Source organism: Acinetobacter sp. NIPH 542 (assembly GCF_000369825.1).
Lineage (GTDB): Bacteria > Pseudomonadota > Gammaproteobacteria > Pseudomonadales > Moraxellaceae > Acinetobacter > Acinetobacter oleivorans.
This window is the reverse complement of record NZ_KB850206.1, coordinates 307,710-320,934: the sequence shown is the minus strand read 5'-3', so window position 1 is coordinate 320,934 and position 13,225 is coordinate 307,710. Positions and strand designations below refer to the sequence as shown.

Annotated in this window: 16 protein-coding genes; 5 read left to right on the top strand and 11 right to left on the bottom strand. The window is 40.5% G+C overall.

Annotation, left to right across the window (positions count from 1 at the left end; genetic code table 11):
* Positions 1 to 4 precede the first annotated feature (4 nt).
* The 9 genes from F886_RS07155 to F886_RS07115 are packed head-to-tail and all read right to left on the bottom strand — an operon-like array spanning position 5 to position 7,331.
* Positions 5 to 829: an alpha/beta fold hydrolase gene (locus F886_RS07155; protein ID WP_005303280.1), complete on the bottom strand. Its 825-nt coding sequence runs from the start codon at positions 827 to 829 to the stop codon at positions 5 to 7.
* Between the two features lie 36 nt (positions 830 to 865).
* Complete coding sequence (locus F886_RS07150) at positions 866 to 1,387, bottom strand: cupin domain-containing protein (protein WP_002117566.1); 522 nt, start codon at positions 1,385 to 1,387, stop codon at positions 866 to 868.
* Between the two features lie 23 nt (positions 1,388 to 1,410).
* Positions 1,411 to 2,634 carry an MFS transporter gene (locus tag F886_RS07145; RefSeq protein ID WP_005303278.1) on the bottom strand — a complete coding sequence of 408 codons (1,224 nt, stop codon included), beginning with the start codon at positions 2,632 to 2,634 and terminating at the stop codon, positions 1,411 to 1,413.
* Between the two features lie 42 nt (positions 2,635 to 2,676).
* A complete protein-coding gene (locus F886_RS07140; RefSeq protein WP_005303276.1) occupies positions 2,677 to 3,888 on the bottom strand; it encodes an NAD(P)/FAD-dependent oxidoreductase in 1,212 nt (403 codons plus the stop codon).
* A gap of 28 nt (positions 3,889 to 3,916) precedes the next feature.
* Positions 3,917 to 4,846: a VOC family protein gene (locus F886_RS07135; protein ID WP_005303275.1), complete on the bottom strand. Its 930-nt coding sequence runs from the start codon at positions 4,844 to 4,846 to the stop codon at positions 3,917 to 3,919.
* 11 nt (positions 4,847 to 4,857) lie between these two features.
* Positions 4,858 to 5,622, bottom strand: coding sequence for an SDR family oxidoreductase (locus F886_RS07130; RefSeq protein WP_005303273.1), 765 nt, complete (start codon positions 5,620 to 5,622; stop codon positions 4,858 to 4,860).
* On the bottom strand, positions 5,615 to 6,682 hold the full coding sequence (locus F886_RS07125) for an aromatic ring-hydroxylating oxygenase subunit alpha (protein WP_005303271.1): 1,068 nt from the start codon (positions 6,680 to 6,682) through the stop codon (positions 5,615 to 5,617). Before F886_RS07125 ends, F886_RS07130 begins: the two co-directional genes overlap by 8 nt.
* Positions 6,683 to 6,698: 16 nt before the next feature.
* Positions 6,699 to 6,998 (bottom strand): recombinase-like helix-turn-helix domain-containing protein, encoded by a 300-nt coding sequence (locus tag F886_RS07120; protein WP_005070730.1) that lies wholly within the window; start codon positions 6,996 to 6,998, stop codon positions 6,699 to 6,701.
* A gap of 27 nt (positions 6,999 to 7,025) precedes the next feature.
* A complete protein-coding gene (locus F886_RS07115; RefSeq protein ID WP_002117586.1) occupies positions 7,026 to 7,331 on the bottom strand; it encodes a non-heme iron oxygenase ferredoxin subunit in 306 nt (101 codons plus the stop codon).
* Positions 7,332 to 7,604: 273 nt separating this feature from the next.
* Here F886_RS07115 and F886_RS07110 point away from each other — a divergent pair, with 273 nt between their 5' ends.
* Entirely contained in the window at positions 7,605 to 8,417 is an 813-nt protein-coding gene (locus tag F886_RS07110) for an IclR family transcriptional regulator (RefSeq protein WP_005303269.1), read from the top strand.
* A gap of 46 nt (positions 8,418 to 8,463) precedes the next feature.
* Here the strand turns inward: F886_RS07110 and F886_RS07105 are convergent, their stop codons facing one another.
* Together F886_RS07105 and pnuC are read right to left on the bottom strand one after the other, a co-directional pair.
* Positions 8,464 to 8,763, bottom strand: a complete 300-nt coding sequence (locus tag F886_RS07105; RefSeq protein WP_005303268.1) for a hypothetical protein — start codon at positions 8,761 to 8,763, stop codon at positions 8,464 to 8,466.
* Positions 8,764 to 8,777: 14 nt separating this feature from the next.
* Positions 8,778 to 9,359, bottom strand: coding sequence for a nicotinamide riboside transporter PnuC (gene pnuC / locus F886_RS07100; protein WP_005303266.1), 582 nt, complete (start codon positions 9,357 to 9,359; stop codon positions 8,778 to 8,780).
* Positions 9,360 to 9,761: 402 nt separating this feature from the next.
* Here pnuC and F886_RS07095 point away from each other — a divergent pair, with 402 nt between their 5' ends.
* The 4 genes from F886_RS07095 (at position 9,762) to F886_RS07080 (ending at position 13,192) form a co-directional block, all read left to right on the top strand.
* On the top strand, positions 9,762 to 10,706 hold the full coding sequence (locus F886_RS07095) for a DMT family transporter (protein ID WP_005303264.1): 945 nt from the start codon (positions 9,762 to 9,764) through the stop codon (positions 10,704 to 10,706).
* Between the two features lie 194 nt (positions 10,707 to 10,900).
* Complete coding sequence (locus F886_RS07090; protein ID WP_005303262.1) at positions 10,901 to 11,689, top strand: crotonase/enoyl-CoA hydratase family protein; 789 nt, start codon at positions 10,901 to 10,903, stop codon at positions 11,687 to 11,689.
* A 35-nt stretch (positions 11,690 to 11,724) separates the two neighbouring features.
* Positions 11,725 to 12,603, top strand: a complete 879-nt coding sequence (locus F886_RS07085; RefSeq protein ID WP_005303261.1) for an alpha/beta hydrolase family protein — start codon at positions 11,725 to 11,727, stop codon at positions 12,601 to 12,603.
* A gap of 28 nt (positions 12,604 to 12,631) precedes the next feature.
* The gene (locus tag F886_RS07080) at positions 12,632 to 13,192 is read left to right on the top strand and encodes a TetR/AcrR family transcriptional regulator (protein WP_005303259.1); all 561 of its coding nucleotides are present in this window, start codon (positions 12,632 to 12,634) and stop codon (positions 13,190 to 13,192) included.
* The last annotated feature ends 33 nt before the right edge of the window (positions 13,193 to 13,225 follow it).

Here is a 13,225-nt window from a genome sequence, read left to right as displayed (position 1 = left end):
TCTCTTACGATTGTTCCTGAATCGTCAACATAATTTGGTTAAATGCTTGCGGTTGGTCGACATAACTTAAATGTCCTGCATCTTCTATGACGAAGCGCTGTTCCAACTGCAATTCCTGAGCAAGCTCTTGTATACCTAACGCAGGAGTGATTTGATCTTGCTGCCCTGCAATGACTGTGCATGGGACTTTTAAATCGGTTAAGTAATTACGTATTTCGTCATATGCGAGTAAGTACGATGCATGTGTGAAACCCTGTAGGGTCAACTGTTGCATCACCTCTGAAACTAAGGCTAAGGCTTGTGGCTCTTGTTTATAAATCAAATGAGGTCCACGGCTTTCAGCCATTCCTTTAGCGCCAAGTTCTTTCAACATTTTTGGTCTTTTTTCAAAAACCTGAATTTGTGTTTGCTCATCGTGGCGCTGGTAACCTTGCGCTAAGTTAGCAACAACCAAGTGTTCCACTCGCTCTGGGTAAAGTGCAGCAAATGCACTCGCCTGTAAGGCACCTAATGAGTGTCCAACCACAATTGCTTTTTCAATTTTTAAAACATCGAACAATGCAACCAAACGCTTTGCGTAGTCGGTAGCATTGGGTTGATCCGTTAAAAGTTCATCTGATTTGCCATAGCCCGGTGCGTCCCAGGCAATGACATGAAAATGATGAGACAGCACTTCAAGTTGGTTTACCCATGAAGCAGAACCTGAACTAATACCATGCAAGAGCACAAGGTACTCGCCCTGACCGGCTTCCCGATAGGCTTGCTGCTGGCCTTGAACAGTAACGGTTTTCACCGGAAATTCTGCTAACCTTTCAATGAGTGTCATCATTTTCAATTCTTTCCTTTCATTCACTTCATCAAACAATTAACGTTTGATTTGAGACAATGGATGCTCTGGTGGATAGTTCGGAATAGTTGGTTTACCTGTTCCCAACATCACACACATCAAGGCATCTTCTTGTCCTGGGTTAAACAAACCACGGTAAATACCCGGTGGAATTGAAATCAGGTCACGCTCTTTTAAACGGGTCTCAAATTTTTCGCCGTTGTGCTCAATGAACAAATCAATTTCGCCGCGGAGCATAAAAAACACCTCTTCAACATCATGGTGAATGTGCAAAGGGCCTTCACACTGTGGTGGCAGAACCATGGTTGAAAACGTGAAGTTTTCTGCTGGTACAGTGTTGCCGTCATTCGCAACACCTGTTGCACCCGTACCCATGTAACGCATTTGTGCACGGCGATATTTCGGGTCGTAATCTGCTTGGAACTTCAAAGCATCGAAGTCGTATTTACGTGTCTCAAAGCGAGCAATACGTGTGTTTAACCAATCTTCTAAAGAAGCACCCTCTGGTTGTGCCCACGATTCGAATTGTTGTGTAGTCATTTTTTAAACTCCTATACAGTGAATTAATAACGTTTTAAAAGAGGAACCAAGAACAACGACCCAATGACAGCGACAGCAGCCAAGAAGGTAATTCCTAAATTAAAACTGTGTGTTTGCATCACGATGTAACCGATAAGAACAGGCGCAATTGCACTTGCAAAATTACCCAAACCGTTAAATATTCCACCCGCAGTCGCCCCTACATTTGAGGTCGTTACTCTTGCAAGCAGAGCAAATACAGCTGCTACTCCAAAACCCCATGCCATAGCACTTAAAGACATGGCAGCAATAATTAATAATGGCTGGGTCATAATGACCATCACATACATGAAGATGCCTGCGAGTAATAAACCGCTAAATACTTGAATTGCGCGGCGGCCTAACTTGTCAGATAAAAACGCACCGATAATTTCGCCAATTAACATGGCAATGAACGGAAAGCTTGAATACATCCCAAACTCTTTGAGATTGAATCCTTTGTCTTGCATTAAGTAAGAAGGAACCCAGCTGTTTAAGCCCCACAAATACGTCATTAATGCAATGTTAAAGAGACACACCAACCAGAACGCGCTATTACTGAGCAGCAATTTAGTATTGGCAATGTGGCCTTTGAAATTGGTACGTTTACTCTCACCATCAATTTCGACAGTTTTCTTGAGCTGCAAGTTACGTAAACCAAAAACAATGCTGAAAATGGCAATCAGTGTTAAACCAGCCATCACAAAAAACGTGGTGTGCCAGTCATGGTGCGCTAAAACATTTGCAGTAATCGGGAACCCAAGGAATGCACCAATCGGTGTTCCAAGTAAGAACATGGTAGAAGCACGTGCTTGCTGATGGTCTGTGTAAGTCTGTTTAACAATGGTGTATGCCAAGGCAAATAAGGGACCTTCTGCTAAACCGAGCAGTACACGTAAAATCAACATGCCTGAATAACTGGTGGTGAAGCCCATGCAAAACATGAGTAAACCCCAAGAGGTCACGCTCCAGAACAGCATTTTCTTTGGGTTAAAGATGTCACCCAAAAAGCTTAGAAAGACTGATGAAAAACCATAAGCAAGTAAGAAACTTGTCATGAGCCATCCAAGCTTGGCCTTATCTTCAGCAATTCCCATTGCACTTTGAAAATGAGGATCTGAAAATAAAACCGCAATACTAATCTTGTCGAAAAACGCCAGTACCACACACACCATAAGGACAAAAGCAGGTACCCAATGCTTCAATCCACTTTTTTCTTCATTACTCATGTGTCATTCCTTCGATTTGGTAATGAGAACCAGATTTAATGTTTACGGTTTTAACTTCATGACATTAAATTCAGCATCTGCTAATAGTTTTGGGTCTAAAACGGTGTTGGCTTGCATCCAACGTTTTGCCAGTTTGACTAGCTTCGAGTCATTAATGGCAATCATGTTGAGCAAACGATTTTCATGGTCCAGATATAAATAGCTCACCTGATCTTCACCGCCTTGGCGAATGACCACTTCCTTTGTTTTTTCAGGCTGATAAGTACCTAAAATCTGGATGTTAAAGTGATATTGATCAGACCAAAGCCATGGAATATCGCTATATTCAGTTTCAATTCCGAGCATTGACTTTGCTGCTGCAATCGCCTGATTTTGTGCATTTGCCCAAGACTGAATGCAATAACCCAAGCCCGGATGAATCGCGACATCACCTGCGGCATAAATGTTTTGATCTGAAGTTTGCCCAAAACAATTCACCACAATGCCATCTTTCACATCGAGACCAGCGTGCACACCTAACTCTTTGGCAATGTCAGCGCCCGCACCTACCACAACACAGTCAAATAACTGACTATTTTGAGGATGGTTCACCACTTCAACTTTCTGATTAGGTGCTTCAACCAAATGAAGGCTCTTGCTGTCTAAATGAATTTGTGTACCTTGGGCTTCATGCATATTTTTTAAAAATGCAGACACTTCCGGACTCACACTTCTTGCACATAAACGGTCGCCATATTCAAAAATATGAACTTCTTTACCTTGCTTACGTGCAGTTGCTGCAATTTCTAAACCAATCCAGCCACCGCCAATCACAGCGACATTTTTTGCATTCTTTAAAATTTCAGCCAAACGTTCACAGTCTTGTACATTGCGTAAGGTCACAACATTTGGAATGAACTGCCATGTATTGACTGGCACACGTGCACGGCTTCCAGTTGCAATCAGCAATTTGTCATACGGCAAAACTTGGCCACTTTCTAAATGAACCTGTTTTTGCTCACGGTCGACTTTTGTCGCAATTTCCGGTTTATGCCATTGAACCTTGAACTCCTGAACTTGTTCAGGAGAGAACAGATTCAAACTTTCATAAGTTGCTTCTTTTGAAAGTACTTGCTTAGACAATGGTGGACGCTCATAAAACACTTGATCTTCATTTGAAACCACGTGAATTTCGCCCACATAACCGTTTTGGCGTAGTGTGCTTACTGCCCAACCCGCTGCCTGTCCGGCACCTACAATTACGATCTTTTCCATAGCCATCTTCCTTGTTCAGCAACACCTGTTAAACAGGCTTCACCTGACGGCGGGTTGTGTCATCAAGACCACCCTCAATCGCCCATTCGGTGAAAAGCTCTAGACGATGTTCTTCTACACGTGGCTGCCATTCTTCGGTCAAATAATCATCGTTGGTGTAATATTCAAATGCACCACCCAATGGTGAGTTGACGTACCAGAAATAAGCAGAAGAAATTGGGTGACGTCCCGGCCCAATAAAGGTTGACCATTCCGAACGATTCATGTTTAAACCGCCCCCAATTACTTCATGGATATCACGTACTACAAACGCAACATGATTTAAGCCAGCAGGTTTATTTGGAACACTGAGCAAGAATAAATCATGGTGATAACCTTCACCGCGACAACGTAAGAATGCACCGCGATTTTTATAGGCATCCGATAAATGAAAGCCTACTTTTTCAATATAGAAATTTTCAGTTGCTGCCAAATCTGGTGTGAAGAACACCACATGTCCAATCGCAACAGGTTGACCTTTTTCATAGACAGGACTTGCTGCATTCACACGTTGAATGTTGCCGTATTGGTTAATACCTTCCGTTTTAAGTTCTGGTACTTCTTTTACAAAACTTTGTTCAAAACGAATGGTCATGCCATTTGGGTCAAGACACTGAACTGTATTTTCAGAACGTTTAAAACCTTCTACATCAGCCAAACGAGCTGCCAAGTCTTCAAGGTCTTGGAGACTATCAACACCCCACGTGACTTCACGTAAAGTTGAACCTTGCTCAATGGCAGGTGGCAAACGATCATCATCACAATTAAATAAATAAATTTTGCTGCCATTTTGAGTTTGGTAAAGATCTGTGCCTTCAATATCTGAAGTACTTTGGCTTAAACCAAAATCTGCCAAAAACTTGTTTGAAGCGGCTCTATCTTCAACTCCAAACTTTAAAATCTCGATCCCTGTAATCATTTGACTACTCCTTAGTTAAAGACAAAACCGCCATTGACCGGAATATTTTGACCTGTCACAAAAGAGGACAAATCCGACAGTAGATACAATGCTGTTCCATTTAAATCTTGTGGAAGTTGCTGACGTTGAATCGCTCTTCCGTTGACATATAAATCGTGACGTTCTTGAGGCACATACTCGGTTGCTTCAACCAACGTTAACCCCGGTGACAATGTGTTGACACAGATATTAGACTGTCCCAACTCTCTTGCCATTGAACGCGTCATGGCAACAATCGCACCTTTACTTGCCACATAAGCCATTAGGTTCGGTGCACCCCAAAGTGCTGTATCGGAAGCGACATTAATAATTTTGCCAGCAGCCGATTGCTTTAAATGGGGAACGCATGCCTTACTGATTAGCCATGTGCCTTTCACATTAATATTCATGACCCGATCCCAAAGTTCAGGATCGTAATCAATCATATTTTTTCCACCGACATTGGTCGCCAGTGCCGCGCAATTCACAAGGCCATCTAGTCCCTGTAATACTTCAACGCTTTTTGCAACCGCATTTTCAATAGAGTCTGCATTGGCAAGGTCAACGGTGACAGCATGAACGTTTAGCCCTTGTTTTTGTAACGCTTGTGCTTCTTGTTGCACCAAGTCAGACAAAATATCTGCCATCACAACTTCAGCACCTGCCTCGGCAATGGCTTGAGCAAAATCTCGGCCTAAACCACGTGCAGCACCAGTCACTAAAACTTTTTTGCCTTGCAACAACGCTACATTAGCCATGAGCTTCTTCCTGCATCTCGATACGGTTTGATGCATTTAGCGCAGCAATTTTCTTTAATTGCTTTTCAGCTTCTTTTTTCATTAAACGGCGTAAACGTGCAAGACCTACATCGTGTTGATAGAGGAACTCTTTTTCACGCGCATTTGGTGCAAGGTTTTCTAAAATAATTCGGTCTTGTTCCAATACATCCCAATGCAACTGTTCTAAATGATTGCGATATAAGAAGCGCCATACATTACGTTGCCAACCACTCACCTTACGACAGCGCCAGAAAAATACACGGGTATTGTTGGCATCAATTGGCGTTGCATAGCCCACAATCCAGAACTCACCACCTGGACCAAATTGTTTACGGTAAGGAATTGAAAGACGTAACCAGCTCGCACCTGTTGAACCGTATTCGACCCAGTCGAAGTTCACGCCTAATTGACCTTCTTTTTCAAAAACAAAGCCATTATCGGTCGTGCGGTGTTTCATCTCTGCGGTACGATCACCATCTGCCATCGAGTGCGATGTCGCATGTAAATAACTACCATGCATTGGGTCCATCACGTTATCAATTGCATACTGATGGTTTACTTTCCAGTCTGCTTGGCAAAGGAATGCACTCCACTCTTCGCTTGCAAGTTGCTCTGGAAACTCAAGCGGTTTTGGCTGTTCATTTGCATCGATACCAAACCAGATGAAGATTGCGCCATGTTGCTCAATTACCGGATAGTTCTTTAAACATTTCGTTCCAGTCATTGGACATTCATGAACGGCTGGCACATCGGCAACCACACCATCAGCACGAACTTCAACACCGTGATACCAGCAAGCCACTCGGTCGCCTAAGTTCCAACCAAGGGAAAGACGAGCACCGCGGTGTGGACAGCGGTCTTCAAGTGCATGAACCTGACCTTCGGCATCACGCCAAACCACAATGTTTTCGCCTAAACGAGTAATTCCAACTGGATTAGCAGCGACTTCCCAACTTGCTAAAACAGGATGCCATTGGTCACGTAAACCAAGTTCTAAATATTCTTCAGCGCTTTGTGAAGTTGATACGATTGCGTTCATTTTATTCGTCCCTGAATCAATAACCTAAACGTTGCATTTCTTCTGTAAAGCTTGCAGAAGTCCATTCATCACCAGATTCACAGCGGAAACCCTGTTGATTAAGTGCAGAAACAACGTCATCTAACTCTGTTGCGCCCGCAGAAAATGCCTGAATCAAGTTCTTTACAAAATCTTGTTCATAGAGCGTTGGTTCTTTATAACGTGTTTGCCAAACCAACAATTCAGATTGACCAGGAATTTGAATATTGTTGATGCCTGCTTCGGTTGCCGGCGTTGCATGAATCCAGCTTGCCAACTTTTCATTAAATGTCTTCATTGTTCTGCTTCCTTGTACATGTGAGGACTAGAGTTGAATTTGAATATCCTGTCCTTCAACACGAACTGGGTAAGTACATAGGTTTCTACACCCGGGTCCACTTTTTAGCTCACCTGTTTGAATGTCAAAAATTGCTTCATGCAATGGACATTCAACAGTTTGATCTTCGATAAATCCTTCGGTTAATAAGGCATACGCATGAGGGCAAACATTTTCGATAGCAAAGTAATTTTCGTCGACGAAAAATACGCCTATTTTTTTCCCTTCAATTTCGATGGCTTTCGGCTCATCTTCGCTAACGTCACCCTGCTGACAAACTGAGATCCAACTCATACCTTGCGTCCTCATTTTGTTTTATATACAAAACATAATTTGATTTTCAAAACACAGGCTAAGCATAATACCCTTGATCATTTTTTGTCAAAGTAAAAATAAATATAAAATTCATTTACTTAATTAATTTTAAATATTTTGTTACGTTTCAAACAAGAAACAAAGTTTTGAATATAAAAATTGTTTTATGCATTTTTAACAATTACAATAGTTATAAAATAAAGCAGCATGCCCCAAATTGAATCATGTTTTATTTATAGGAAAATGACACGAATGAGCATAGCAATTGAAGAAGATTCGCAAGAATCAGAAACAACAAAAAATGATGATCGTTATTTAGTACCCGGACTTGTACGGGGTTTAGCTATCTTGCAAGCATTTAACCAACAAGCGCAAGAAATGACCATTACAGAAATTGCTGAAATTTTAGAAGTGAACCGTTCTAGTGCATTTCGTCTGATCTATACACTCGAATCTTGTGGCTATTTAAGAAAAGCATCTCAAAAAACTTATGCTCTCGATTCTAAAGTCATGGAGCTTGGTTTTAACAGTTTATCTAAACTTTCATTACTCGATTTATCGACACCATTAATGAAAGAACTACGTGACCAAACCAAACTTGCGGTACACCTTTCAATTTTAGAAGGCACTCATATTGTCTTTGTAAATAACATTCAGTCGATGGGAACCTTCACGAGCAACATTAGCTTAGGGACTCGCTGGCCTGCTCATGCAACCGTTATTGGTCAAATGTTATTGTCTGATTTACCTGAAACTGAAGTACGTCAGCGTTATCGTAACTTTGATGATTGGGATAGTTTTTCTGAACTGACTCCAACCAATTTAAAAACCCTATTACAAAGATTAGTCTATGTAAAAACCCAAAAAACCATGGTGAGCTGGGGTCATTACAATCATGATATGGCAGCCTGTGCGGCACCTATTTTTAAACAGTCAAACGGGAAAATGGTTGCTGTTATCTCTGTGAGTTGTCCAATTACGACTTACGATGAAAGAACATTTAAAGAAGATATCGCAAGCCTCGTTGTTGAAACAGCAAATAAAATTTCCAAATTTATTTATTAAAAAAAAGCGACGTTAAGTCGCTTTTTTTGTGATTTTATTTCTTAAATTAAAAATTACGCTTAGATACTTTCCCATTCATATCTTGAAAAATCAGTACCGAAAGGCTTTCTTTAATATCAAATTTTAAATACTGCTGTTTAAATTGAACAACCGCATAAAACTCTTCAGCACCGTCATCTAAGCCAGTGGCAGAAATCTGGCTACCTTGTGGGAAATCTTTGAGCCATTCAGCATTATAAAAATCTGACACTGAACTAAATTCACAATACTGTTTTGGCTCTGCCATTATTTTTGCAGCAATCAGATCAAACTGTTGTTGTTTATAAACATCTAAGCTCAACAACATGACCACTCTCCAAATTAAAGCTGGTTAGAGGCTAAAAGCTGTTTCTTTTTAACCTTTTCCCATTGATACCAACCATAAGCGGCCATCAGAACAAATGCTGCATATAAAGCAGCTGTTAAAAATAAATCTTTATAGATAAACATGCCCACATAAATAATATCGACAAATACCCATAGTACCCAAGTCGCAATATGCTTTCGGCTGGTCCAATACGTTGCAAGTAAACTAAATGCTGCAAGCTGGGAGTCGAGCATAGGCACTGCTGCATCGGTAAAGTTTTTAAGAATTAAACCAAACAGTAAACCACCTACCGCAGCAATAATCATTTGGATGATAGCGGTTTGAACGGCAATAGGTTCAATTCGAATGTCGTGATCTTGCTGCTTTCCTTTGAACCAATAGTAAAAGCCATAAAAATTTACGACCATAAAAAAGAATTGCAAAATTGTTTCGCCATATAGCTTAAATTCGTAAAACAAATAGGCATATAAAACAAAGGCAAAGAAATTAAACAGCCAACACCACATATTACGGATGACGGTTAATCCAACTCCAATGAGACTAATTAAGACCGCAAAGATTTCTAGAGGTGACATAAGCTGCTTATTGAGATCAATTTGACGAGGTATTATGAGAAAAATATGAAGCTAAGCAAACTACTAATTTAAAGTAATCAAAAAAACCATGCCTCATGCTTGAATATAATTTGTACTTTTCTATTTCTATGCTATAAAAATTACATCTGTATTTTTAATATACTTATCATGTTTTTATCTAAAGCCCAATGTTGTCTAGTGCGTCAATCATACGCCGCAGAGATTAAGTTCTATGTGGTCAATTGGCGACGTCCTTATTTTGGACAATTTGGCGCTTTAGATACGAAAATCGAGATATTTAATTTGTAATATATCCTCTGATTTTCATCACAAGCCGCCATAAAACGCGGCTTTTTTTATGCCCTTTTTAAACACCAAAGAACAAACTTTCTGGAGCTTTATATGAAGCCATTATTTGAACAACAGAGTATACCCACCCCGCAGATTCAGCCGGTTGTAGCATTATCTTCATCTCCGACTCGCCTTGCTACAGCCGGCCAATTTATTGCTGTCGTCATTATTTGGTCGCTTACTCCACTCGCAGCCGTCTGGACAGTACAAGAAATTCACTGGGCATGGGGATTATTTATTCGGTTCAGTCTGGCGATTCCAATCGCCTTGCTGTGTCTAAGATTTTTTCGCTTAAAGCTCATCTTTAGTAAAAAAGCTGTTTTAAGTTATTGTGCTGGAGCCATTGGCTTATTTGGCTCTATGGCGTTTTGCTATATGGGTGCAGATAAAGTCCCCTCTGCCATTATTTCAATTATTTACGGCACCTCTCCGTTAGTATCTGGCCTGATTAGCTCCTTTTTATTAGGACGCGAACGATTTTCAGTATGGCAATGGCTTGGTCTCGGTATTGCTCTTGTCGGGATGAGTTTTACTTTAGGACTGTCTTCATCAGGTTTTCAGCTCAACCGCATCGGTATTATGTTAGAGCTGATTGCGATGCTGTTTTATGTCTTGTCGACGTTTGCCGTGAAATCTGTCGGAGCGCATATTCCACCCATTACACAAATGACAGGTGCTACTCTTGTCTCATGGGTCGGTTATGTATGCTTGTTACCTTTCTTTTGGTCACATCTTCCAACTGAATTTCCAAGTCTGAAAATTTCTTTAGCAGTGCTCTATAGCGCGGTTTTTTCATCTGTGCTTGCCATGATTTTTTATTATCAGCTCATCAAAATACTACAACCAACGACTGTGCTACTTATTACCATTATCACCCCAGTGTTAGCCACATTTTGGGGAACATGGTTCAACCATGAGCAGCTCAGCTCACATCTTATTTTAGGTTTAACCTTGTTATGCCTAGGGTTATTGATGTATTCACGTCGCCCCTCATAATCTTTATAACCTGATTGAGAGCACTCATCAGGTTATTCTCCCCCTCATCTTTACCTTGACCTTAATAATAAAAACCTAGTTTTATTTTAATCCTCCTTTTATTTTTATTTACGGAATAGTCAACAAATTGTATTTGACACTTTTTAAACGATCGTTTAAAAACTTATTAAAAATAAACAAAGGACATCGGAAAAATGTCAAATCAAGAAGGAAAAGTCAGCCGTGAAACTCGTGGACATATTTTTTTAATTGGTCTAGATCGAGCAGCAAAGCGTAATGCCTTTGATAGCCACCTGATTAAAGATTTATCACAGGCGCTTACTGAATATGAAAATAATGATGCTCTTCGTTGTGCAATTATCTTTGCTCATGGCGACCATTTTACGGCCGGATTAGATCTAGTTGAGTTACAACCCAAGCTCGCTACAGGTGTTTTTGATTTTAGTGATGAAGAAGTGAACCCTTGGGGTACAGTGGGACGAAAACTGAGTAAACCATTGATTGTTGCGGTACAAGGTTATTGCTACACCGCTGGTATCGAACTATTTCTGAATGCAGACATTGCCTTAGCAAGTGAAAATACTCAGTTTGCACAGATGGAAGTTCAGCGCGGCATCTTACCTTTTGGTGGAGCTACAGCACGCTTTACTCAAGCCGCAGGTTGGGCCAAAGCCATGCGCTATTTACTCACCGGTGACTCTTTTGATTCAAAAGCCGCCTTTGATATGAACCTGATTACAGAGATATGCCCAGAAGGTACTCAAATCAACCGTGCAATAGAACTGGCTGAACATATTGCTCAAGCTGCACCACTTGCTGTAAAAGCGACTCTCGCTTCTGCCCGTGAAGCCATTAATGAAGGTTATGAAACTGCATTTAGTCAATTACAGGGCCATCTTCAACCTTTACTCACCACAGAAGATGTTCAAGAAGGTGTGTTTGCCATGTTACAAAAAAGACCACCTGTTTTTAAAGGTAAATAAAATTTCATCACGCTAGAAAAATAAAGAGAAAAGCAATGCAATCAGCAACTCAAATCAATGAACAGCTTAGCCAAACTGTACAATTCCCAGCTTTAGATGGCTATCAACTCAAGGGCACACGTTACTTTACAACAACATCAGCTAAAGCAAATATTGTCGTTGCGGGAGCAACGGGTGTGCCACATGAATTTTACCGTCGCTTCGCTGAATATATGACGCAATTTGGCTATCAGATATTCACATTTGACTATCGAGGCGTTGGAAAATCGAGTCCAAAATCTTTAAAAGGATTTAATATGTCTTATTTAGATTGGGGGCAATATGACTTAGCAGGTGCAATTGAATATCTATCAAAAGAGCCATTACCTCTTTTCATGGTTGGTCATTCCTATGGCGGCCATGCGCTAGGTCTACTACCTAATCATGATAAATTACTGGCCTGCTATACATTTGGTACAGGTGCTGGCTGGCACGGCTATATGCCACTGAAAGAACGCTTTAAAGTTCAAGTGGTCTGGAATATTGTGTTTCCACCTATCGTTGCCGTGACAGGTTATTTGCCTTGGAGCAAATTTAATATGGGTTCTGATTTACCCTTAAATGTTTATAAACAGTGGCGTAAATGGTGTAAAAACCCTAAGTATTTTTTTGCTGATCCAGAACAACAACACTTAATTGAACAATATGCTTCTGTCAAAACCCCAATTTATGCAGTCTCTGCCCTAGATGATGATTGGGCTTTACCCGCTTCATGTCGGGCATTTATGCAGCATTATCGACAAGCTCAAGTCTCATACGTCAGTCTTCAACCTCAAGATGTTGCTATGAAAACCATTGGCCACATAGGCTACTTTAAAAAAGATGCTGAACACATCTGGAATAAAATCCGCACCACTTTTGATGGTTTTTTATAAAACTGCTTTATGTTTTGGATAATGTGAAATGAGACCGCAAAAACTGACCAAAGAAGATCTGCTTAAACACTGCGCTTTGCAGTTCAAAACTTATGGATATGCAGGAACGAGCATGGACATGCTGGCAAAAGCTTGCGGCCTCACCAAAGCTTCTTTTTATTATTATTATCCAAATAAAGAAGCGCTTTTGCTTGAAGTGTTAAATGGTACTCATCAATATTTAATTCATTCTTTATTTGGAAATACGGTAAATTCTGAACTCTCAGCCATTGAACGGTTTGAACAAATGCATGAGCGTGCTATTCATTTTTTTACACAAGGAGTGAATGGTTGCTTAATAGGTATTATTTCTATGGAAGCAGCATATGGCTCACCTGAAATTTTAGCCAAAATACGCAGCATTTTTGAGGACTGGCAACGTGCGATCCAATCTATTTTTGCGAAGAGCCTTGCTCAAGATCAAGCAGAGATTTTAGCAAAACAAAGTATTGCTGATTATGAAGGAGCAATCTTGATGTACCGTGTCACCCATGATGAGTTTTATATTAATCAAGTCAAACAACGTATTCTTGGATTTCTCAGTTCATAAAAAATAAAGCCCACTTGAAGTGGGCTTTATTTT

What these genes read in the sequence shown, in the direction of transcription:
- F886_RS07155 (WP_005303280.1), bottom strand. Translation starts at nt 829, where the DNA reads ATGATGACACTCATTGAAAGGTTAGCAGAATTTCCGGTGAAAACCGTT.
- F886_RS07150 (WP_002117566.1), bottom strand. Translation starts at nt 1,387, where the DNA reads ATGACTACACAACAATTCGAATCGTGGGCACAACCAGAGGGTGCTTCT.
- F886_RS07145 (WP_005303278.1), bottom strand. Translation starts at nt 2,634, where the DNA reads ATGAGTAATGAAGAAAAAAGTGGATTGAAGCATTGGGTACCTGCTTTT.
- F886_RS07140 (WP_005303276.1), bottom strand. Translation starts at nt 3,888, where the DNA reads ATGGAAAAGATCGTAATTGTAGGTGCCGGACAGGCAGCGGGTTGGGCA.
- F886_RS07135 (WP_005303275.1), bottom strand. Translation starts at nt 4,846, where the DNA reads ATGATTACAGGGATCGAGATTTTAAAGTTTGGAGTTGAAGATAGAGCC.
- F886_RS07130 (WP_005303273.1), bottom strand. Translation starts at nt 5,622, where the DNA reads ATGGCTAATGTAGCGTTGTTGCAAGGCAAAAAAGTTTTAGTGACTGGT.
- F886_RS07125 (WP_005303271.1), bottom strand. Translation starts at nt 6,682, where the DNA reads ATGAACGCAATCGTATCAACTTCACAAAGCGCTGAAGAATATTTAGAA.
- F886_RS07120 (WP_005070730.1), bottom strand. Translation starts at nt 6,998, where the DNA reads ATGAAGACATTTAATGAAAAGTTGGCAAGCTGGATTCATGCAACGCCG.
- F886_RS07115 (WP_002117586.1), bottom strand. Translation starts at nt 7,331, where the DNA reads ATGAGTTGGATCTCAGTTTGTCAGCAGGGTGACGTTAGCGAAGATGAG.
- F886_RS07110 (WP_005303269.1), top strand. Translation starts at nt 7,605, where the DNA reads ATGAGCATAGCAATTGAAGAAGATTCGCAAGAATCAGAAACAACAAAA.
- F886_RS07105 (WP_005303268.1), bottom strand. Translation starts at nt 8,763, where the DNA reads ATGTTGTTGAGCTTAGATGTTTATAAACAACAACAGTTTGATCTGATT.
- pnuC (WP_005303266.1), bottom strand. Translation starts at nt 9,359, where the DNA reads ATGTCACCTCTAGAAATCTTTGCGGTCTTAATTAGTCTCATTGGAGTT.
- F886_RS07095 (WP_005303264.1), top strand. Translation starts at nt 9,762, where the DNA reads ATGAAGCCATTATTTGAACAACAGAGTATACCCACCCCGCAGATTCAG.
- F886_RS07090 (WP_005303262.1), top strand. Translation starts at nt 10,901, where the DNA reads ATGTCAAATCAAGAAGGAAAAGTCAGCCGTGAAACTCGTGGACATATT.
- F886_RS07085 (WP_005303261.1), top strand. Translation starts at nt 11,725, where the DNA reads ATGCAATCAGCAACTCAAATCAATGAACAGCTTAGCCAAACTGTACAA.
- F886_RS07080 (WP_005303259.1), top strand. Translation starts at nt 12,632, where the DNA reads ATGAGACCGCAAAAACTGACCAAAGAAGATCTGCTTAAACACTGCGCT.